Origin of the sequence: Variovorax sp. YR216, from assembly GCF_900107745.1 — a bacterium.
Taxonomy (GTDB): domain Bacteria; phylum Pseudomonadota; class Gammaproteobacteria; order Burkholderiales; family Burkholderiaceae_C; genus Variovorax.
In genome coordinates this window covers 710,829-732,662 of the sequence record NZ_FNRO01000001.1, presented here as the reverse complement: position 1 = coordinate 732,662, position 21,834 = coordinate 710,829, and the positions used below count along the sequence as shown (strand labels likewise).

Sequence of the window (21,834 nt, the reverse complement as noted above, 5' to 3'; positions counted from 1 at the left end):
CTAGTCTGACGACCGGCTGACCAGGTGGTCATGGCAACCAAAGGGAGGTGGAGCGGGCGAAGGGAATCGAACCCTCGTATGAAGCTTGGGAAGCTGCCGTTCTGCCATTGAACTACGCCCGCGCAGGTCCGGATTCTAGCGTCGCGGAAACAGCCTCTCGTCCCGCGGTGGTCTGCCTTCCGGCGCGGCTTTCGATGTCTACGTGCTGGCCTGAGTAGGCCAGTTCATCACCCGCCTTCGGGCCTGCCACAGTTTGATCGGCACCCGCACCGCATTCGACGCGACGGCCTTGACGTGATCCACCGCATCGCTTTCCCCGATCGGATGCGGCGACATGTGCAGGCGCCTGAGTACCTCGTTGAAGCTGTGGGCCTTGGTGGCCATGTCGGACTTGAGGGTGCGGAAGGTGAACGCGAGCGAAACCGAAAGGCCGTCCAGGGTGTGGACCCTGTGCGGCGCGATGAACGGGTGGTGCACGCCCAGCCCCGGATGGAGGTCGAAGTGCATCGCCTTGGCCTCGAACGACGGCTTGTAGATCGGCCGCCAGGCGCCGAAGCCGGAGAGCAGGTGGTCCTTTTCCGCGGGGCTGAGGATCTCCTCGTCGGCGGGGTCCCAGAGCAGCACTTCCTTGTCCCCGCGCACCTGGAGCAGGAAGTTCATCTCGCGGTCCATGTGATAAGGCGTTACTGCGCCGCTGGTCGAGACGAAGATGTAGGTCGAGAACCAGGTGACGACCGGATCGGTGTCCGCGATGGCCGCGGCGATCTCGGACAGGAGGCTGTCGATGAGCGGCCGATAGGTCGAATCGCGCTCCGGGTTGTAGATGCAGATATAGGCCTTCAATTCCTCGAAATGCTCGAGCGTTTCCTCCAGCGAGAGGCCGTCCCGGTAGCGGTCGTAGGACGAATCGAAGTGGGCATTGCCGGGAATGACGCCGCGCCGGAGCTTGACGTAGTCGCTCGGCAGCCGCCGGCACAGCGAGAACAGCGCCTGCGGCGTCAGCAGCGGGTGTTCGGCCAGCCTGTGCCTGACGATGAAGGGCCGGCGGTTGTACGCGTTGCCGACCTCCTCGGGATCGAACTGAAGCAAGCCGTCGGACCGCGGCCCTCTGCCCCGGGCCATCGCGGCGGCGCGTTCGCGCGGGACGAACTCTCCAAAAAGCATCGCAACCTCCTCCCTTGAAAGAGTGGTAGTTCGTGCATTGCCTGCACGCGGGAGTTTGAAAACAAAAGGTTACTCCGTTGTCGAGCTGACGCATAAGGGAAAACCCTCGACATAGGCCGTTCGACAGACGTCAGGAACCGCTTCGCCGCGCCGCCCGCGCGTTGAGATAGACCGCGTAGAGCGAGCTCGTCGCGCAGATGAAGAGCCGGTTGAGCTTCGGCCCACCGAAGCACACGTTGGCGACGACCTCGGGCAGGCGGATCTTGCCGATCAGCGTGCCGTCCGGCAGGTAGCAGTGCACGCCGTCGCCCGCGCTGCTCCAGAGGTGGCCCTCGGTGTCGATGCGGAAGCCGTCGAAGAGGCCGTCGGCGCACGTCGCGAAGACTTCGCCGCCGCTGAGACTGCGGCCATCGTCTGCAACCTGGAAGCGGCGGATGTGGCGCGGCCCGTCCGTGACATGCGTCGCGCCGGTGTCGGCCACGTACAGCAGCCGTTCGTCCGGCGAGAAGGCCAGGCCGTTGGGCTGCACGAAGCCATCCGCCACGCGTGCCACCGAGCCGCCTTGCGGATCGATGCGATAGACGCAGCGATCGCCGATCTCGCTGGGCGCGGCGTCGCCTTCGTAGTCGCTGTCGATGCCGTAGCTCGGATCCGAGAACCAGATGCTGCCGTCGGACTTCACCACCACGTCGTTCGGCGAGTTGAAGCGCTTGCCTTCGAAGTGCGAGGCGAGCACGGTGCGTGAGCCGTCGTGTTCGACGCGCGACACGCAGCGCCCGCGATGCTCGCAGGAGACGAGCCGGCCCTGCAGGTCCACCGTGTGGCCGTTGGTATTGAGCGCGGGCTGGCGGAAGACCGAGACCGAGCCGTCGGTTTCGTCCCAGCGCATCATGCGGTCGTTCGGAATGTCGGACCACACGAGGTAGCGGCCGGCAGCGAACCACGCCGGCCCCTCGGCCCAACGGCAGCCGGTGTAGAGCTTGTCGACGTGCGCGGTCGGGAAGATGAGCCGGCTGAAGCGAGGGTCGAGCACCTCGTAGCTCGCTGCGGATTCGATCGTCATGAAATCTCCTTGGATATCTTGCTGTTCGTATGCCCGGCCTTGTCAGCCCGACTGGCGGCGGCCGCGTCCGTAGACCAGCAGCATCGCGATGATGACGACGCCGTAGATGACCTGCCGGCCCATCTCGGGAATCTGCATCACCGAAAGAATCGATTGGAGCAGGGTGATCAGGATCACTCCGACGACGGTGCCGAGGTACGAGCCCTGTCCGCCGAGGATGTTGGTGCCGCCGAGCACCACCGCCGCGATGGCCGGCAACTGGTAGGCGTCGCCCATCGCCTGGTAGGCCTTGGTCGAATAGCCGGTCAGCAGCACGCCGGCCGCCGCCGAGCACGCGCCCGCGATCACGAAGCACAGCAGCGTCACGCGGCGCGTGTCGATGCCCGAAAGGTACGCGGCGCGCTCGCGGTTGCCCACCGCGTAGATCGCGCGGCCGAAGGTCGTGCGGTGCAGCAGGAACATCGTCGCCGCGCCGACCGCGATCCACACCAGCAGTGCGTTCGGGATCCCGAGCACCGAGCGGCCGGTCGCGATCAGATGCATCGCGGGCGTGGCGCGATCCTGCGGCGCGAAGCCGCCGGTCTGCACCACGATCAGGCCTTGCGCCACCGCGTTGATGCCGAGCGTGAAGATCATCGACGGCACACGCAGATACGCCACGCCGATGCCGTTGACCAGGCCCAGCGCCGCGCCGCACAGGATGCCGAAGGGGATCGCGATCGCCGCACCCGCGCCACTCCACCAGCCCGCGGCGGCGGCCGACATCATGCCGCCCGCCGTGACCAGCCACGGCACCGAGAGATCGATGCCGCCGAGCAGGATCACCAGCATCGCGCCGGTGGCGATCACGCCGAGGAAGGAGGCGATCTGCAACTGGAGCAGCAGGTAGTCCGGCGACAGGAAGTTCTTCGAATAGAGGCTGCCGACCAGCAGCAGCGCGACCGTACACAGCGCGCCCGCGAGCACCGGCAACTGGCCGGAGCGCCTGAAACGCAACGCGAGTGTGCTCATGGCGAGCCTCACCTGAAGATCTCGAGCCGGTTGGTGACCTTGAGCAGCCGGAGCGACCCGAAGCTCACTGCGGTCAGCAGGATCACGCCCTGGAACAGCGGCTGCCACAGCGGTTCGAGGTCGAACACGAACAGCAGGTCGCCGATGGTGCGCAGCACGAGCGCGCCGAAGATCGAGCCGATCGCGCTGCCCGCGCCGCCCGCGAGCGAGGTGCCGCCGATCACGACCGCGGCGATCGAGTTCAGCGTGTAGACGCCGCCAATGGCCGATGACGCCTCGCCCGAATAGGTCACGAAGGTGAGCAGAAGCCCGCCGATGGCCGCCAGCAGACCCGCGAGCGTGTAGGTCACGATCTTGGCGCGGCCGATCGCGACGCCGGACATGTAGCTCGCGCTTTCCGACGACCCGATGGCCAGCGCCGCGCGCCCGGTCACCGAACGGCGAAAGGGCACCCATACCACCAGCACCACCGCGACGAGCACCACCAGCATCGTCGGAATGCCGCCGGGCAGGGCGCCGGTGAGCGCGTCGGCCAGCCCCGCATGCACGTCGCCGCCAGGCACCGGACGCAGGCCCAGCGCGAGGCCGAAGTAGATGATGCCGGTGGCCAGCGTGGTGATGATCGGCTGCAGGCGGCCGTAGACGATGATGATCCCGTTGACGAAGCCGCACAGCGCGCCGGTCGCCAGCACCGCGACGACGCCGAGGCCCGCCTGCAGCGGCGTGCCGATCACCAGGTGCGAGGCCATGCAGTTCGCAAGCACGAAGACCATGCCCACCGAGAGATCGATGCCGGCGGTCAGCACCGGCAGCGTCTGCGCCATCGCGACGATCGCGAGCAGCACGCCCTTGTTGGCGGCCGTGGTCAGCACCGGCGTGCTCCAGCCGACCGGATGCTTGGCGATGTAGAGCGCGAAGATCAGGACGAACATCACCGCGGTCGCAAGGACGGCACGGTGCTCGCGCAGGTGATGGCGCCAGTCGGCATGCATCATGCGGCGGCCCGTTCGAGATTGAGGGCGCTCGACACCAGCGCCCGTTCGGTGAGTTCCGCGCCGGCCAGCCAGCGCACGATCCGTCCGTCGTAGAACACCGCGACGCGGTCGCAGCAGCCGATCAGCTCGGCGTAGTCGGTCGAATAGAGCATCACCGCCGCGCCTTCGTCGGCCAGCGCGCGCACCAGCGCGTAGATCTCCTGCTTGGTGCCGACGTCGATGCCGCGCGTCGGGTCGTTCAGGAGCAGGATGCGCGGCGCGTTGATCAGCCACTTGCCGATCACCACCTTCTGCTGGTTGCCGCCCGAGAGCGTGCCGACTGCATCGCCAAGATCCGGCGCCTTGATCGACAGGCGGCGCACGATCTGCGAGACCGCCTGCGCTTCGTCGGCGGCAGCCAGCACGCCGGCGCGACTGAGGCGATCGAGCGCGGCGAGGCTCAGGTTGTCCTTGACCGACATGGGCAGCATCAGGCCGTCGGTCTTGCGGTCCTCGGGCACCAGCGCAATGCCGAAGCGCGAGCTCTTGGCCTGCCGCGGATCGCGCACCGACGCGGGCTTGCCCTGGAGGCGCACCTCACCGGTCACGCCGCGCAGAACGCCGAAGAGCGAAAGAAAGAACTCGCGCTGTCCCTGGCCGTCGAGGCCCCCGAGCCCGACGATCTCCCCGGGCCACACCGCCATGTCGATGTCGTGCAGCCGGTTGTTCCACGAGAGGGCGCGCGTCTCCAGCGCCGGTGCGCCGCCCGTGCCCGTGGCGCGCGGTGCCGGCTTGGGCGGAAAGGCGTGTGCGATGTCGCGCCCGATCATCATCTCGATGGTTTCCGCATCGCTGCGCGTGCCGGCCTGGAAGGTGGCGACGTGGCTGCCGTTGCGGAACACCGAGCAGTCGTCGGCGAGCTCGGCGATCTCCTTCATGCGATGGGAGATGTAGATGATCGCGAGCCCTTCGCTTCGCAGGCGCTTGAGCAGCGAGAAGACGCGCTCCACGTCCGCCGTGGTCAGCGCCGAGGTCGCCTCGTCGAGGATCAGGATCTTCGGATCGCGCGCGAGCGCCTTCGCGATCTCGACCATCTGCCGGCGCGACAGCGTCAGGCTTTCGACCGGCGCGAGCGGATGGATGTCCTCCGCGCCGGCGCGCGCCAGTGCGGCCTCGGCGATGCGGCGCTGCGCGTTGCGGTCGATCAGTCCGAACCGGCGCGGCGGATTGGTGATGCAGATGTTGTCCGCGACGCAGAGGTCCGGCATCAGCGACAGCTCCTGGAAGATGCACGCGATGCCGGCTGCGACCGCTTCCTGCGGATGCGAGAAGCGGCGCTCCGCGCCCTCCAGCACGATGCGGCCCTCGTCGGGCTGCACCACGCCGGCCATGATCTTGATCAGTGTCGACTTGCCGGCGCCGTTCTCGCCAAGCACCGCGTGGATGCGGCCGGGCGCGCAGGCGAAGCTGGCGCGCTCCAGCGCGCGCACCCCGCCGTAGCGCTTGGAGACGTCGACCAGCTGCAGGATCGGTTCCAAAGCAGGAACGGCCACTCTGTTCGTCAGTTGTTCTTCTCGTCCTTGGACATGATGTCCGTCGCCTTGAGATTCACGTCGCAGGGCGGGAAATCATTCGTCGTGAAGAAGTTGTCGGTGAGATCGGGGAAGTAGTTCTCGCCCGCCTTGAAGTTCGGATGCGTCGCCATCGGGATCGGCACCGAGATCATCTGCGGCATCACCTTGCCCTGCAGCGCGGCCACGGCAGCCTTCATCGAGATCGCGACCAGGCCCGGCGACTGGCCCAGCGAGGCGCACACCAGGCCTTCCTTGGCGTGCTCCACGCAGAGCTTGCGGAAACCGTTCTCGGCCTCGCCCGCGACCGGGATCATCTTGTGCTTGGCGTCGATCAGCGCGCGCACCGCGCCGGTGGAGCCGCCCTGCACGAACATGCCGTCGAAGTTCTTGTGCACCGCGACAGCATCGGCGACCGCCTTCTGCGCGGTGCCGTCGTCCCAGTTGCCGACGACCTCGACCACCTCGAACTTGTTGCCCGGCGCTTCCACGACCTTGCGGAAGCCCAGGTGGCGATCGCGGTCCACCGAGTTGCCCGGCACCCCGCGCACTTCGAGCAGCTTGCCGCTCTTGCTCGGGATGTTCTTCACCACCCATTCGCCGGACTGCTGGCCCATGGCGAGCTGGTCCTCGTTGACCATCATCACCTGGTCGCTGTCCAGCACGTTGTCGAAAGGCACCACCACCACGCCCGCCGCGTTCGCGCGCTTGATCACCGGCGCGAAGGCAGTCGGGTTGACCGCGATCGTCACGATCGCGTCGTAGCCCGAGTTGATGAAGTTGTCGATCGCCGCGATCTGCGCGGCGACGTCGGTGCCGGTGGAGACGATCTTGAACTCCTTGATGTTGGACTTCATCTCCGGCGTCGCCGCGTAGGCCTTCGCCATCTTGATCATCTGGATGCGCCAGGTATTCCCCACGAATCCGTTGGCCAGCGCGATGCGGTACGGCCCCTTCTTGGCCGGCCACTGGAAGTACTTGGTGCTGGCGTCCCAGGGCTTGAAGCAGGCGGGGTTCTCGCCAGGGCCGTTGACCACCGAGGGGCCGGCCGCCATGGCGGAAGCGCAGGCGAATGCCGCGGCCGCGGCGACGATGCGGGTGCGAAAGATCATTGCTGTCTCCTTGTTCTGGACGTGGGGCCCGCCTGAACGTGACCGCCCAAGGGGCGAAAACAATGCCGCGCACACCTGCACATCGTCCTTTGGGCAGGTTGCACGATCATCATACAAATCAGGGTTTGTGCCGGTGGCTCGGGAAATACCCTTGCCGGGACTTCGATGCACGGAGAGCACGTAACCTCGAATTGCAGATGAATGCCATCCACGAACCGACGCGGCGTCTCTTCATCGGGCTCTTCCCGGACCCGGCCGTGCGTGCCGCCATCGAGGCGCATCGCAAGACGTGGTCATGGCCGGCCGGCGTCCGGCTGACGAATGCCGCGCGCATCCACGTGACGCTGCACTTCCTCGGCGAGGTGGAGCACTCGCGCGAATCGCTCCTCGCCGCGCGGCTCGCGGACGTGCGCATGCACGCGATGACGTTGCAGCTTTGCACGCCGCAGGCGTGGCGCAACCCGATCGCGGTGCTGATGCCCGACGAGCATCAAGGCCTGCGCGCGCTGCGCGAGGACATCGTGCGGCAGGTCGAAAGCACGGGCTTCGTCGTGCCGCCAGAGCACTGGGTGCCGCATCTCACCCTCGCACGCCGGTCGCGCGGAGCGGTCCCGCCGACCGGGATGGCGCCGATCGCCTGGCAAGTGAATGAATTCGTACTGGTCTGCTCGCACACGGCGTATCCGTCGCGCTACGAGTTCATCGCGCGCTATCCCGCGCGGGGCTGACCGTCAGGGTGCTTGCGGCAGAATCCAGCGATGAAGAAATTTCCGGTGGAGGCGAGCCTTCTTCTCGTCGATGACGATCCCAACATCATCCAGGTGTTGAGTCGGATACTTTCTGATTACTCGACCCTTCGCTTCGCCACCAGCGGTGCCGACGCACTGCAACTGAGCCAACAGGCGACGCCCGATCTGATCCTGCTCGATGCGCAGATGGGCGACATGAGCGGTCTCCAGGTCTGCGAGGCACTGAAGGCCGATCCGGCGCTGGCCGATGTGCCGGTGATCTTCGTCAGCAGCCACCAGGAATCCGAGCTGGAAGTCGCGGTGTTGCAGATGGGCGCTGTGGACTTCATCCGCAAGCCGTTCAATGCGCAGCAGGTGCTCGCGCGGGTCAACACGCAACTCAAGCTCAAGCGGCTGTCGGACGACCTGCGCCGGCTGTCGCGCATCGACGGTCTCACCGGCCTGGCGAACGAAGCCGCCTACGCGGAGACGCTCGCGCGCGAGAGCGCCCGCGCGGCGGAAGCAGGGCAGGCTGTTTCCGTGGTGCTGATCGAGGTCGACTTCTTCCAGTCCTTCGAGGCGCTCTACGACCGCAAGGCGACCGACGCCTGCCTTGCAGCGGTCGGCGATGCGCTGCGCCGCAGCGCGCGGCGGCCGGGCGATGCCGCCGCGAGGCTCGATCGCGAGCGCTTCGCGCTGGTTCTCCCCGATACATCTGCCGACGACGCGCTGCATGTGACCAACCGCGCGCTGCGTGCGGTCGAAACGCTCGACATCAGCCACCAGGGCTCGGCGGTGTCGCGCCATGTGACCTGCAGCGCGGGCGTGGCATGCCTCGACGCGGCGCGCCGTGGCGAACTGACCGCCGCCGGCGTCGCGGCGGTCGATGCGCTGGGCGCCTCGGCCGCGAAGGCGCTCGAAGCGGCCATCGCCGCTGGCCGCGCGCAGGCTGCGGTGGCGGCTTGCGAAGTCCCGACGGCGATGGCCGCCGACGCGGGCTGAACGCGCCCGTGGGGATTCGTGAGTCCGCGCGGTCCCTGGTCTGGCTGATCGTCGGCCTTTGCGGCGCGGTGGGCGCCGCGTTGCTGCAGCTCCAATACAACGAGTCGCTGGCGCAGGAGCGCTTCGACGCATTGGCCCGGCGCGCAGTGGAGCAACTCGACAACCGGATGCATTCGTACGAGGTCGGCCTGCGCAGCACGCGTGGCGCGGTCATCGCCGCGGGAGGGGAAGGCGGGATCACCCGGTTGCGCTTCGCGCAGTTCATGGCCTCGCGCGATGTCGAGCGCGAGTTCCCGGGGGCGGGCGGGTTCGGCTACATCCGGCGCGTGCCGGCGGCGCAGGAGGCCGCCTTCATCGCCGCGGCGCGGCTCGACGGCAAGCCGGATTTCCACATCCATCAGCTCGGCCCCAACGATGGCGAGCGCTTCGTCGTCCAGTATTTCGAGCCGGGCGATTCGAGCAGCCCGGCCATCGGGCTCGACATCGCTTCGGAGCCCAAGCGGCGCGCGGCGGCGGAACGCGCGATGCGCAGCGGGCAGGCCACGATCACCGCGCCGATCACGCTGGTCCAGTCGGAATCCGAGAGCGTCAGGTTGCGCTCGGTGTTGATGCTGCTGCCGATCTACCGCGCCGAGGCCCAACTCGGGAAACTCCAGCAGCGGCAGCGGCGGTCGTCGGCGGCGCACGGCACGCCGGACGATGTCTTCGGCTGGGCCTACACCCCGCTGCGGATCGACGAAGTGCTGAAGGGCTTCGATTTCCAGGGCGGCGATTTCGCGATGTCGCTGGTGGACGCGACGCCCGGCGGCCGGCCCGAGCGTTTCTTCACTTCGCCGCGGCAGCTGGGCGGGCAGGAGACCGAACTCCAGACCATGCGGCCGCTTCAGCTCTACGGACGGACCTGGCAGGTCGACATCAAGGCGCAGCCGCGATTCATCAACCAGCTCAACCTGCGCAGTCCGTGGGCGATCTTCGCGATCGGCCTGGTGCTCGCGCTGCTGCTGGCGCTCCTCTCGTTCGTGGAGGAGATCATCCAGCGCCGCAAGGAACGCGAAGGCGAGCAGCGCTCCCGTCTCGCGGCCATCGTGACCAGTTCGAACGACGCCGTCATCGGCTGCCGGCTCGACGGCAGCATTACCGACTGGAACGCCGCGGCCGCGAAGATCTTCGGCTACAGCGCCGAGGAGGTGCAGGGCCAGCCGCTGCAATCGCTGCTTCTGCCGCCCGACTACGTGCAGGAAGAAGTCACGCTGCTTCGGCACATCGCGGACGGCAAGTCGGTCGCCGCGTTCGAGACCTTCCGGCGGCATCGCGACGGCTCGCCGGTCGCGGTGTCGGTGGCCGCCGCGCCGATCCGTGCCGCGGACGGCCGCGTGATCGGCGTTGCCGAGACCATGCGCGACATCACGCACGAAAAGGCGACCAAGGCGCGCATCCTCGAACTGAACGCCACGCTGGAGCAGCAGGTGCAAGAGCGCACCGCCGAACTGGCCGCGCTGTCGCAGCGCGAGCGCGCGATCCTCGACGGCGCCGCCAGCGCGATCATCGCGACCGACGTGCGCGGCGTGGTGACGCTTTTCAATCCCGCGGCGGAGGCCCTGCTCGGCTACTCGGCCGCCGAGGTCGTCGACCGGATGGAGATGAACAGCTTCCACGATGCATTCGAGGTCCACGGCCGGTCAATGGCGCTCACGACCGAGATGGGCCGTCCGCTCGAAGCCGGCGAGGTCTTCGCGCCCGCGCCCGGCACCGGCCGCGCGCAGGCGCGGGAGTGGACCTACGTGCGAAAGGACGGCAGGCGCGTCCCGGTGCACCTGAACGTGAGTCCGCTGCGCGATGCGGAAGGCACGGTGGTCGGCTTCATCGCGATCGCGGCCGACCTGTCGGAGCGGAAGGTGGCCGAGCATCGCCTGCGATCAAACGAACGCTTCATGCGCATCGTGACGGACAACATCCCGGGCGTCGTGGCCTACTGGACGCCGGACCTGCGATGCACCTTCGCCAACAACGCGCACGAGCGCTGGCTGGGCCGCAAGTCTGCGGAGATGGCCGGCATCACGATGGAAGAGCTTCTGGGGCCGGTGCGTCTTGGCGAGAACCAGCCCATGATCCGCGCGGTGCTCGCCGGCGAGGACCAGCGCGTGATGCGCACTCGTGAGATGGCCGACGGCTCCGTCGTGCACTACTGGCTGCACTTCATCCCCGACCGCGACGACGCCGGGGTGGTGCAGGGCTTCATCACGGTGGCGGTGGACGTGACCGACATGCGCGAGGCGCAGGCGCAGCTCGAGCAGCTCAACGAGGCGCTCAACGAGCGCAGCGCGCAGGCCGAATCGGCGAGCCGGGCCAAGAGCGAATTCCTCGCCAACATGAGCCACGAGATCCGCTCCCCGCTCAACACGGTGCTGGGGGTGGCCTACCTGTTGCGCCAGACCGAACTGGACGAGCGTCAGCGGGAGCTGCTGAAAAGGATCCAGACCGCCAGCACCGCGCTGCTCGGCGTCATCAACGACATCCTCGACATCTCGAAGATCGAAGCCGGCGAGATGGTGATCGACGAGACCGAGTTCGGCGTGCGCGAGCTGCTCGAAGGCGTGATCGAGATGGCGGCGGTCGCGGCCGGCAACAAGGACATCGCGCTTCGGCTCGACGCGGACGAAGACCTGCCCGACCGCCTGCGCGGCGACGTCACCCGCATCCGGCAGATCCTGGTGAATCTGCTGAGCAACGCGGTCAAGTTCACCGCCAAGGGCTCGGTCCGTCTGGGCGTGCATGCCATGGCGCGCGACGAGCACCGGGTACGGCTGCGACTCGCGGTGACCGACACGGGCATCGGCATCGAGCCCGAGTTGCTGGACCGCCTGTTCACGCCCTTCACGCAGGCCGATTCATCGACCACGCGGCGTTTCGGCGGCACTGGGCTGGGCCTGTCCATCGTCAGACAGTTGGCCGAACTGATGGGCGGCGAGATCGGCGTGAGCAGCACGCCGGGCGTGGGCAGCGAGTTCTGGGTGGTTCTGCCGCTCGGGTTGGCTGCCGAAGACGATGCGTTTCCGATGCCGGACGACCCGCATCCGCTGTGGCGGCTCGAGGGTGTCCGCGTGCTCGTGGTGGACGACAGCCCGATCAACCTCGACGTGTGCCGGCACATCCTCGAGAGCGAGGGTGCGCGCGTGAGCCTGGCTTCCGACGGCGTGCAGGCGGTCGCGCAGTTGCGCGCCGCGCCCGATGCCTTCGATGCAGTGCTGATGGACGTCCACATGCCCGTGCTCGACGGCAACGAGGCGACCCGACGCATCCGCGGCGAGCTGGGATTGCGTGATCTGCCCGTGATCGCATTGACCGCGAGCGCACTGATCTCCGAGCGCGATCGCGCGCTGGAAGCCGGCATGACGGACTTCATCAGCAAGCCTTTCGAGGTCGAGGAGTTGATCCGGACCGTGCGGCGATGCGTTGAGCGCGTGCGCGGCGTAGCTTCCATACCTTCCGTATCGGCCGAATCGGCCTTGCCGCGCGCGGAGCCGCCGCCGGATTGGCCGCGCATCGAGGGCATCGATGCGGCGGATGCCTTCGCGCGCCTGGTGGGCGACAAGGCGCTGCTGCTCAGCGTGCTGCGCGGGCTTCTCGGCGAGTACACCGATCTGGCCGCGAGCGCACCGGCGTGCGGTGACGATGGCACGGGCGATGCCCTTCGGGCGCGGCTCCACAAGCTTCAGGGAAGCGCGGGGGTGATCGGCGCCCGCGATGTCCGGCAGGCGGCGCTCGATGGCGAAACAGCGCTGAAGGCCGGTGATCGGGTGGCGGCCGGGCGCGCACTGCAGGCGCTGGTGGCGGCGCTGCGCGCGCTCGAAGCATCCGCTCGCCCATGGCTCGATACGGCGGCCGGCACGCAAGAACTGCAGGAAGCGCAAGAGGCTCCGGTGCTCGATCCCGAGGGCCTTGCCTTGCTCGTCGATGCGCTGGACCGACAGGATCTCGCCGCCATGCCATGGTTCGAGGAACTCGCTCCCGCGCTGCGTGCCACGCTCGGGGATGAGCGCTTCGCGCAGCTTGACGGTGCGGTCCGCGCACTCCAGTTTCGCCGCGCTGTCGCGATGCTGCGCGAAGAGTCGCCGTTCAACGCCGCAGAAGCAGCCCTGCGTACACCGTGAGGTTGAGCAGCGCGACGAAGGCGCCCAGCCCGATCTGCATGCCACGCGTCAACCCGTCGGGGTAGATCGCCGCGAGCAGGTAGTGCTCGATGAACCCGCCGCCGTAGCCTGCAAGGCCGGCCGCGTGGCGAAATTCGTTCTCCAGCGGTGTGAGCGGGCAGATCCCGCCCGACCCTTCGATCCATATCGCCCAGGCGACGGCCGGCAGGTGCAGCCAGGCGAGCCGCGGCCAGCGCCAGACCAGCGCGCCGCCGGCCAGCACGAAGAGGATGAAAGCGCCGTGCAGCAGCAGCACGGCGTCGGCGAGGAGGCGATCCTGCATGGGGTGGGATTCTTCCCCAAACCTATAATCGAATGTTCAAGCAGATCAAGCAGTTAGGTGGGTTCGATGCGGGGCGCTGCGCACCAGCTTCACGACGCAGGCCGCCTCTGCAACAAGCCAATTCCAAGATGAGCCAGCCCACCTTCAGCGTTGCCGACATTCGCAAGACGTTCCTCGAATTCTTCGAGAGCAAGGGCCACACCGTGGTGCCCTCCAGTTCGCTGGTGCCGGGCAACGACCCGACCCTGATGTTCACGAACTCCGGCATGGTGCAGTTCAAGGACGTGTTCCTCGGCACCGACAAGCGTCCCTACGTGCGCGCCGCGTCCGTCCAGGCGTGCCTTCGTGCCGGCGGCAAGCACAACGACCTCGAGAACGTCGGCTACACCGCGCGCCACCACACCTTCTTCGAGATGCTGGGCAACTGGAGCTTCGGCGACTACTTCAAGCGCGAATCGCTCAAGTGGGGCTGGGAACTGCTGACCGAAGTCTTCAAGCTGCCGGCCGATCGCCTGCTGGCCACCGTCTACCACGAGGACGAAGAGGCCTACGACATCTGGACCAAGGAAATCGGCCTCGCGCCCGAGCGCGTGATCCGCATCGGCGACAACAAGGGCGGCAAGTACAAGTCAGACAACTTCTGGATGATGGCGGACACCGGCCCCTGCGGCCCGTGCAGCGAGATCTTCTACGACCACGGCCCGGAGATCCCGGGCGGCCCTCCGGGCAGCCCTGACGAAGACGGCGACCGCTTCATCGAGATCTGGAACCACGTGTTCATGCAGTTCGACATGAAGGAAGACGGCAGCGTCGTGAAGCTGCCCGCGCCCTGCGTCGACACCGGCATGGGGCTGGAGCGCCTCGCGGCCATCCTGCAGCACGTTCACAGCAACTACCAGATCGACATCTTCGACGCGCTCATCAAGGCCGCTGCCCGCGAGACGGGTTGCGCCGACCTCGGCAACAACTCGCTGAAGGTCATCGCCGACCACATCCGCGCGACCGCGTTCCTGGTGGCCGACGGCGTGATTCCGTCGAACGAAGGCCGCGGCTACGTGCAGCGCCGCATCGTGCGCCGTGCGATCCGCCATGGCTACAAGCTCGACCAGAAGAAGCCCTTCTTCCACAAGCTGGTGCCCGACCTCGTGGTGCTGATGGGCGACGCCTATCCCAAGCTGCGCGCCGACGCGCAGCGCATCACCGAGACGCTGAAGGCCGAGGAAGAGCGCTTCTTCGAGACGCTCGCCAACGGCATGGAAATCCTCGACGCGGCCCTCGCCGATGGCGCGAAGGTCCTGCCGGGCGACGTGGCCTTCAAGCTGCATGACACCTACGGCTTCCCGCTCGACCTCTCGGCCGACGTGTGCCGCGAGCGCGGCGTGGCGGTGGACGAGGCCGGCTTCAACGCCGCGATGGAAAAGCAGAAGGCCGCAGGCCGCGCGGCGGGCAAGTTCAAGATGGAACGCGCCGTCGAATACACCGGCGCGGGCAACGTCTTCACCGGCTACGAGCACCTGGAAGAGAAGGCGAAGGTCGTCGCGCTGTACTTCGAGGGCGCGCCGGTGCCGCAGCTGCGCGAAGGCCAGCCCGGCATCGTCGTGCTCGACACCACCCCGTTCTATGCCGAGAGCGGCGGCCAGGTCGGCGACCAGGGCGTGCTCGTCGCCGAGGGCGTGCAGTTCGGGGTGGCCGACACCCAGAAGATCAAGGCCGACGTGTTCGGCCACCACGGCACGCAGACGCAGGGCACGCTCAAGGTCGGCGATGTCGTGGCCGCCCGCGTCGACACCCAGCTCCGCGCCGCGACGATGCGCAACCACAGCGTGACCCACCTGATGCACAAGGCGCTGCGCGAAGTGCTCGGCGGCCACGTCCAGCAGAAGGGCTCGCTGGTCGACGCCGACAAGACGCGCTTCGACTTCGCGCACAACGCGCCGGTCACGCAGGAGCAGATCACCGAGGTCGAGCGCCGCGTGAACGCCGAGATCCTCTCCAACGAGGCGACGCAGGCGCGCCTGATGGACATGGAATCGGCGCAGAAGACCGGCGCCGTGATGCTCTTCGGCGAGAAGTACGGCGAGACGGTCCGCGTGCTCGACATCGGCAGCAGCCGCGAGCTGTGCGGTGGCACGCACGTCGCGCGCACCGGCGACATCGGCATGTTCAAGATCGTGAGCGAAGGCGGCGTGGCCGCCGGCGTGCGCCGGATCGAGGCGGTGACCGGTGCCAACGCGCTGACCTACCTGCAGCAGCTCGAAGCCACCGTGAACAGCGCCGCCGCGACCCTCAAGGCGCCCGTGTCCGAACTGCAGCCGCGTCTTTCGCAAGTGCTCGAGCAGGTCCGCGCGCTGGAGCGCGAAGTGGGCGCCCTCAAGGGCAAGCTCGCATCGTCGAAGGGCGACGAGCTGGTGGCGCAGGCGGTCGACGTCAACGGCATCAAGGTGCTCGCGGCCAAGCTCGACGGCGCCGATGCCAAGACGCTGCGCGAGACGATGGACAAGCTCAAGGACAAGCTCAAGACCGCAGCCATCGTGCTCGCGGCGGTCGATGGCGCGAAGGTGCAGCTCGCGGCCGGCGTCACGTCCGACACCATGGGCAAGGTCAAGGCGGGCGAATTGGTCAACTTCGTCGCCCAGCAGGTGGGCGGCAAGGGCGGCGGCAAGCCTGACATGGCGATGGCTGGCGGCACCGATGCCGCCGGCGTTCCGGCCGCGCTGCAGTCGGTCCAGGGCTGGGTGGCGGAACGACTCCAAGCCAAGGGATGAACGAGGATTCGGCGGTCGACGTCCTCGTGATGGGGGCGGGCGCGGTCGGGTGCTATATCGGGGGCAGTCTTGCGGCTGCGGGCGTTCGCGTCGGCTTCGTGGGGCGTCCGCGCGTGATCGGCGCACTGGATTCGCGCGGCCTCACGCTGACCAACATCGAGGGCATCCACCACCACGTGCCGCCCGGCCTGATCCGGGTCTACGAACAGGTCCCCTCGGGCGTTCGTCCGGCGCTGGTCCTCCTTACCGTCAAGAGCGGTGCGACAGCCGATGCCGCGGCCGAGCTCGCGGCGCAGCTGCCGGCGGGCACCGCGGTGCTGTCGTTGCAGAACGGCATCTCGAACGCCGAGGTCGCTGCCAAGGCCGCACCCAGGCTCAACGTCCTGCCGGCCATGGTTCCCTACAACATCGCCGAGCTTGGCCCCGGTGCCTTCCACCGGGGCACGGTCGGTCGCCTGGCCGCGAAGGACGATCCGGTGCTCCGGCGCTGGGTCGCGGTGTTCGAGCGCGCGGGCGTTCCCATCGACCTGCATGTGGATCTCGTGCCGGTGCAGTGGGGCAAGCTGCTGATGAACCTCAACAACCCGGTGAATGCGTTGTCGGGACTTCCGCTGCGCGACGAACTGCTGCAGCGCGGCTACCGGCGCTGCCTCGCCGCCCTGATGGACGAGGCGCTGGACGCGCTCGGCCAGGCCGGCATCCAGCCGGCGCAGCTCGCGGCGGTGCCGGCGCACAAGCTGCCGGGCATCCTGCGCTTGCCGACTCCGCTGTTCCGCCTCGTGGCCGCGCGCATGCTGCGTATCGACGCCAAGGCGCGTTCGAGCATGGCGGACGACCTCGCGCTCGGCCGCCGTACGGAGATCGACGCGCTCTGCGGCGAGGTGGTGCGCCTTGCGCGCAAGCACGGCGGCGAAGCGCCGCTCAATGCAAAGATGGTTGAGCTGCTCGAAGCCTGGCCGGAGCGCAAGGAGCGCTGGCCGGCCGCCAGGCTCGTGTCCGAACTCGGCTTGTAGACAGCGAGTTCAGGCCGTGTGGCCCGCGGGCGCGACGCTGGCGCCTTGCACGCGGTGCCGCTTGAGCGCATCCGCCACGAAGCCGCTGGCTTTCATCTCCTCGACGAATGCCGACAGGGCGGCACCGGCTTCGGGGCCGCGGGAGGCGGGCGTTCCCATCGCCTGCTGGATCACCATGAAGCGGCCGGGCAGCAGGCGCAGCCCGGGCGTGCCTGCGGCTTCGGCTTCGAGGACCTGCCGGATGCCGGCCGCCACTTCGACCTGGCCTGCGTTCAGGCTTTCCATCACGCCCTTCGCGCCCTGCACCCGAATGATGTCTGCCTGCTTGATCTCGCGCGTGAGGAAGAGGTCGTAGGCGCTCCCGGCACCGACCGCGATGCGGGTTCCGGCGCGGTCGACGTCCTCGTTGCGCTGCAGTGCGCAGGACGTCGGAACGAGGTAGCTGCCTTCGATCAGCACGTAGGGCGCGGTGAACTGCATGCCTTCGCTGCGCAGCGGATCGATGGCGAAGAAGCCGATGTCGGCCTGCTCGCTGCGCACCGCCTCGACCGAGGCGGCGGCCTTCTCGAAGACCACGAGCTCGATCGCCACGCCCAGCCGGCGCGCGAACTCCCGGGCCAGATCGACCGAGACGCCGACCGGCTCGCCGCTGGCGGGATCCTTGTTCGCGAGGATCGGGTTGCCGAGATTGATCGAGGCGCGCAGTGCGCCGGCACGCGCGAAGGCCGAAACGACGGCGGCGGGGAGGGGGGTGCTCATCCGGCGATTCTGCCGCGCTACGCGGCTGCGGCGCCGGGCCGGCGCCCCTTGCGATAGAGCGCGAGCGTCGCACCCAGGCCGCACACCGCGGCCACGCTGAGCCAGTAAGCCGGCGCCGCCTTGTCGCCGGTGGCCTCGATCAGCCAGGTCGAGATCGCGGGCGTGAAGCCGCCGAAAAGGGCCGTGGCCAGGCTGTAGGCGAGCGAAAAGCCCACCACGCGGACCTCGACCGGCATCACCTCGGTCGGGGCCACCACCATCGCGCCGTTGTACATGCCGAACAGGAACGAGAACCACAGCAGCACGTCGAGCATCCGGCCGAAGCTCGGCGCCGCGGCGAGCCAGTGCATCGCGGGGTAGGCGGTAAGGATGGCAAGGATCGTGACCGCGAGCAGCAGCGGCTTGCGGCCGATGCGGTCCGACAGCGCACCGCCGATCGGCAGCCAGATGAAATTCGTCACCGCCACGAGCAGCGTCACGATGAGGCTGTCGCGCGCGCTCAGGTGCAGAACCGTCTTTCCGAAGGTCGGCGTGTAGACCGTGATGAGATAGAACGTGGTGGTCGTCATCGCGACCAGCAGCATGCCGGCGAGCACGATGCGCCAGTTGCGCATCATCGACCGGAGGACTTCGCGCGTGCTCGGGTGGTGCTTGCGCGCCTGGAAGGCTTCGGTCTCCTGGAGCGAGCGGCGCAGGACGAAGATGCAGGGAATGATCATGCAGCCGACGAAGAAGGGAATGCGCCAGCCCCATGCGGAGAGCATGGCCGGATCGAGCATCTCGTTGAGCGCGAAGCCCAGCGCCGCGGCCAGCACGATCGCCACCTGCTGGCTCGCGGACTGCCAGGAGGTGTAGAAGCCCTTGCGGCCGGGCGTCGCCATCTCCGACAGGTAGACCGACACGCCACCGAGCTCGGCGCCCGCCGAGAAGCCCTGCAGCAGCCGCCCGAGCAGCACGAGCACGGGCGCCACGAGGCCGATCGTGGCGTAGCCCGGCACGAAGGCGATCAGCACCGTGCCGCTGGCCATGATCGCCAGCGTGACGATCAGGCCCTGGCGGCGCCCCACCTTGTCGATATAGGCGCCGAGCACGATCGCGCCCAGCGGCCGCATGAGGAAGCCGGCGCCGAACACCGCGAAGGTGAGCATCAGCGACGCGAACTCGCTGCTGGCGGGGAAGAAGGCCTTCGAGATGTAGGTGGCGTAGAAGCCGAACAGGAAGAAGTCGAACTGTTCGAGGAAGTTGCCGCTCGTCACGCGCAGCACCGCGCCGAGCTTGGATGTGTCGTGGTGGGGCGCGGTGTTCCCGGGCGCCAGGGTCGCTGAGGTCATGCGTGTCTCCGGAGTGAGCTCTAGTGCGTGCCTGCCCACCGTAGGAATCCAAGCTGTCGATCAGCCGTCTGCGCGTTCGGGGTTTGTCCGGGCCGCCAGAGTCAGGCGGCAATCAGGCGCGCGAGTGCTGAAGCGAGGCCACCGAACGGCGTCAGGCGCGTGACATTGCCTGTAAGTGGACGTAAAGAATAGGGTTTCTACCTATGTTTGCGGATGGTTTTCGGCATATTCTTCATCCATCGTTTCACCAATAGATCATTGTTTAATTAGTAAAACGAATCCGGCGGCAAGCAAGGCAGGCATTTCGACCCGCTCATTTGCATCTGGAGTGGAGGCCGGTTCTCAGTTTCAACCTCGTACGGATTGCAGACCACCATGATGAAGCAGACACGTCGCCAAGCCCTCGCTCTCGCTCTCTCGCTCGCGGCCGCCACCGGCGCCGGGCCGCTCTGGGCGCAGAGCTATCCGACCAAGCCGATCACCATCGTGGTGGCCTATCCGGCCGGCGGCGACACCGATGCGCTTGCGCGTCTCTACGCCGAGAAGCTGTCCACCCGCATCGGGCAGCCCGTCGTGATCGACAACAAGCCGGGCGCCAGCGGCGTCATCGGCAGCAGCATCGTCTCCAAGGCGCCTGCGGACGGCTACACGCTCCTGTTCGCGCCGAGCACGTTCTCCATTGCGCAGCTCGTCCTCAAGGCCGGCTCGGGCGGCTATGACGTGCTGAACGGCTTCACCCCCATCATCCAGACCGGCACGCTGCCGCTGGCACTGGTGTCGACCTCGGCGTCCGGCATCAAGAGCTTCAAGGACCTCGCGGCCGCCTCCAAGTCGCAGCAACTGACGTACGCCAGTCCGGGCAGCGGCTCGCCGATGCACATCCTCGGCGAGATGGTCAACAAGGCCACCGGCCTGAAGCTGGCCCATGTGCCCTACAAGGGCGTCGCACCGGCCGTCAATGACCTGCTGGGTGGCCATGTTCCGCTGACCTACATCACGCTGGGCCCGGTGGCTCCCTACCTGCAAGGCGGCAAGCTGAACGTGCTGGCGATCGCCGACACGAAGCGTTCGCCGCTCGCGCCGAACGTGCCCACCTTCCAGGAACTGGGCGTCAAGGACGTGGAAGTCACCGCCTGGCACGGCCTGTTCGGCCCCAAGGGCATGCCGCCCGAAGTCGTGAAGACGCTCAACGCGCACTTCAACGAGATCATCAAGATGCCTGACGTGGTGGCACGCATGGAGACGCTCGGGGCGCTGCCGCTCGGCGGCACGCCGGAAACGCTGGCGAAGACCAACGCCTCGGATTTCGCGCGCTTCGGTCGGATCATCAAAGAGCAAGGTATCCAGGCCGACTGAACACTCACCCCCAGCCTCGCCCACTTCGTGTGGCTCGGACACCCCCTCTCTGGGGGCAATCCCAGCGGCCCGGCGAAGCCGGTTCCGCGGGATTTCTGAAGGACTGATTTATCTATGACCGCTGTTGTGAACGCTACTGTTGATCCCGCCGGCCTGAATGCGCTGCTCGCCGAACTGCCGGCCGACCTGCTCAAGGGCCGCCGCGTGCTCGTGACCGGCGCCGCGCGCGGCCTGGGCCTGGCGTTTGCCAAGTGCATCGCCAAGTCCGGCGCGAGCGTGGTGCTGGCCGACATCCTGGCGGACCTCGCGCAGACCGAAGCGCAGGCCATGCGCGATGAGGGCTTCAACGCGCATGCACTCGCGATCGACCTGTCGGACCCGGCATCGATCACCGCGGGCGCCGAAGAAGCCGTGCGGCTGCTCGGCGGCCTCGACGGCCTGGTCAACAACGCCGCGATCACCAACTCCGGTGGCAAGGATGCCCATGCCCTCGAGATCGACATGTGGGACCGCGTGATGAACGTCAACGTGCGCGGCACCTGGCTCATGAGCCGCGCCTGCCAACCCGCGCTCGCCAGGAGCGGCCGCGGCGCGATCGTCAACCTCGCGTCCGACACCGCCCTCTGGGGCGCACCCAACCTGCTCGCCTACGCGTCGAGCAAGGGCGCGGTCATCTCCATGACCCGCTCGCTGTCCCGCGAGTGGGGCGGCGATGGCATCACGGTCAACGCCGTGGCGCCGGGCCTCACGCTGGTGGAGGCCACCGAATACGTGCCGATGGCACGGCACCAGAAGTATCTTGAAGGCCGTTCGATTCCGCGCGAGCAGCAGGCGGTCGACGTCTGCGGCGCGGTGCTGTTCGGCCTGTCCGGCCTGTCGCGCTTCGTGACGGGCCAGCTGCTGGCCGTCAACGGCGGCTTCGTCATGCACTGATTTTTTCGACAAAGGAGTACCCGATGAGCGACCTGTCCGAGCAAAAGAGCATCGACAACGAACAACCGAGCTGGGCCCGCCCCGAAGGCGCGAGCTTCGAGGCGTGGATGACCACCCGCGTCGCGCGCTTTTCCACGCGCAAGTACGACTGGGACGCCCTCAAGTTCCAGGCCGACTACGACCCCAAGTTCCGCCGTGCGCAGATGCGCTACATCGGCACCGGCGGCACCGGTGTCTCGACCGACATGAACACCATCCCGTCGGAGAACTTCACCTTCTCCACGATGGTGATCCCCGCCGGCCATGAAGGCCCGCCGCACATTCACACCGACGTGGAAGAAGTGTTCTTCGTCCTGCGCGGCAAGCTCAAGGTGGTGCTGACCACGCCCGAAGGCGAGCGCTACGAGACCGTCCTGACCGACCGCGACGTCGTGTCGGTTCCCCCGGGCGTGTACCGCGAGGAAATCAACGTCGGCGACGAAGACGCGCTGATGTGCGTGATGCTCGGCGCCAAGAAGCCGATCACGCCGACCTATCCGGCCGATCACCCCCTCGCCAAGATCAAGCGCTGAGGAACCT

The 21,834-nt window shown here is 67.6% G+C and carries 17 protein-coding genes and 1 tRNA gene; 8 read left to right on the top strand and 10 right to left on the bottom strand.

What is annotated here, in order from left to right:
• Positions 1–48: 48 nt before the first annotated feature.
• From BLW05_RS03470 to BLW05_RS03440, 7 genes are all read right to left on the bottom strand, one after another.
• A tRNA-Gly gene (locus tag BLW05_RS03470) sits at positions 49–122 on the bottom strand.
• A gap of 76 nt (positions 123–198) precedes the next feature.
• A complete protein-coding gene (locus BLW05_RS03465) occupies positions 199–1,164 on the bottom strand; it encodes a cupin-like domain-containing protein (protein ID WP_093159666.1) in 966 nt (321 codons plus the stop codon).
• A 130-nt stretch (positions 1,165–1,294) separates the two neighbouring features.
• Positions 1,295–2,227 (bottom strand): SMP-30/gluconolactonase/LRE family protein, encoded by a 933-nt coding sequence (locus tag BLW05_RS03460; protein ID WP_093159664.1) that lies wholly within the window; start codon positions 2,225–2,227, stop codon positions 1,295–1,297.
• Between the two features lie 42 nt (positions 2,228–2,269).
• Entirely contained in the window at positions 2,270–3,238 is a 969-nt protein-coding gene (locus BLW05_RS03455) for an ABC transporter permease (RefSeq protein ID WP_093159661.1), read from the bottom strand.
• A gap of 8 nt (positions 3,239–3,246) precedes the next feature.
• Entirely contained in the window at positions 3,247–4,233 is a 987-nt protein-coding gene (locus BLW05_RS03450; RefSeq protein WP_256329999.1) for an ABC transporter permease, read from the bottom strand.
• Positions 4,230–5,765: a sugar ABC transporter ATP-binding protein gene (locus BLW05_RS03445; protein ID WP_093159659.1), complete on the bottom strand. Its 1,536-nt coding sequence runs from the start codon at positions 5,763–5,765 to the stop codon at positions 4,230–4,232. Before BLW05_RS03445 ends, BLW05_RS03450 begins: the two co-directional genes overlap by 4 nt.
• Positions 5,766–5,773: 8 nt before the next feature.
• Positions 5,774–6,895, bottom strand: coding sequence for a sugar ABC transporter substrate-binding protein (locus tag BLW05_RS03440; RefSeq protein ID WP_093159656.1), 1,122 nt, complete (start codon positions 6,893–6,895; stop codon positions 5,774–5,776).
• A gap of 197 nt (positions 6,896–7,092) precedes the next feature.
• Between BLW05_RS03440 and thpR the strand changes: the two genes are divergently transcribed.
• Genes thpR through BLW05_RS03425 form a run of 3 tightly spaced genes read left to right on the top strand, consistent with a single transcriptional unit; the run spans position 7,093 to position 12,776 of the window.
• Positions 7,093–7,623, top strand: coding sequence for an RNA 2',3'-cyclic phosphodiesterase (gene thpR, locus BLW05_RS03435; RefSeq protein WP_177142540.1), 531 nt, complete (start codon positions 7,093–7,095; stop codon positions 7,621–7,623).
• Positions 7,624–7,653: 30 nt separating this feature from the next.
• Positions 7,654–8,625: a diguanylate cyclase domain-containing protein gene (locus BLW05_RS03430; RefSeq protein WP_093159654.1), complete on the top strand. Its 972-nt coding sequence runs from the start codon at positions 7,654–7,656 to the stop codon at positions 8,623–8,625.
• An 8-nt stretch (positions 8,626–8,633) separates the two neighbouring features.
• Positions 8,634–12,776 carry a CHASE domain-containing hybrid sensor histidine kinase/response regulator gene (locus tag BLW05_RS03425; RefSeq protein ID WP_177142539.1) on the top strand — a complete coding sequence of 1,381 codons (4,143 nt, stop codon included), beginning with the start codon at positions 8,634–8,636 and terminating at the stop codon, positions 12,774–12,776.
• Here BLW05_RS03425 and BLW05_RS03420 read toward each other — a convergent pair.
• Positions 12,742–13,098 (bottom strand): DUF2784 domain-containing protein, encoded by a 357-nt coding sequence (locus tag BLW05_RS03420; protein ID WP_093159649.1) that lies wholly within the window; start codon positions 13,096–13,098, stop codon positions 12,742–12,744. The two genes, BLW05_RS03425 and BLW05_RS03420, sit on opposite strands and share 35 nt — an antisense overlap.
• Before the next feature lie 128 nt (positions 13,099–13,226).
• Between BLW05_RS03420 and alaS the strand changes: the two genes are divergently transcribed.
• Positions 13,227–15,863, top strand: a complete 2,637-nt coding sequence (alaS, locus tag BLW05_RS03415; RefSeq protein WP_093159646.1) for an alanine--tRNA ligase — start codon at positions 13,227–13,229, stop codon at positions 15,861–15,863.
• Positions 15,860–16,876, top strand: a complete 1,017-nt coding sequence (locus tag BLW05_RS03410) for a 2-dehydropantoate 2-reductase (RefSeq protein WP_093159643.1) — start codon at positions 15,860–15,862, stop codon at positions 16,874–16,876. Before alaS ends, BLW05_RS03410 begins: the two co-directional genes overlap by 4 nt.
• A 9-nt stretch (positions 16,877–16,885) precedes the next feature.
• Here BLW05_RS03410 and BLW05_RS03405 read toward each other — a convergent pair whose 3' ends face one another.
• A complete protein-coding gene (locus BLW05_RS03405; protein WP_093159641.1) occupies positions 16,886–17,635 on the bottom strand; it encodes a transporter substrate-binding domain-containing protein in 750 nt (249 codons plus the stop codon).
• Positions 17,636–17,652: 17 nt separating this feature from the next.
• Positions 17,653–18,966, bottom strand: coding sequence for an MFS transporter (locus BLW05_RS03400; RefSeq protein ID WP_093159638.1), 1,314 nt, complete (start codon positions 18,964–18,966; stop codon positions 17,653–17,655).
• 378 nt (positions 18,967–19,344) lie between these two features.
• Between BLW05_RS03400 and BLW05_RS03395 the strand changes: the two genes are divergently transcribed.
• The 3 genes from BLW05_RS03395 (at position 19,345) to BLW05_RS03385 (ending at position 21,827) form a co-directional block, all read left to right on the top strand.
• Complete coding sequence (locus BLW05_RS03395) at positions 19,345–20,322, top strand: Bug family tripartite tricarboxylate transporter substrate binding protein (protein ID WP_093160447.1); 978 nt, start codon at positions 19,345–19,347, stop codon at positions 20,320–20,322.
• Between the two features lie 162 nt (positions 20,323–20,484).
• Entirely contained in the window at positions 20,485–21,255 is a 771-nt protein-coding gene (locus BLW05_RS03390) for an SDR family oxidoreductase (RefSeq protein WP_371126913.1), read from the top strand.
• 23 nt (positions 21,256–21,278) lie between these two features.
• Positions 21,279–21,827: a cupin domain-containing protein gene (locus BLW05_RS03385; RefSeq protein ID WP_093159633.1), complete on the top strand. Its 549-nt coding sequence runs from the start codon at positions 21,279–21,281 to the stop codon at positions 21,825–21,827.
• The last annotated feature ends 7 nt before the right edge of the window (positions 21,828–21,834 follow it).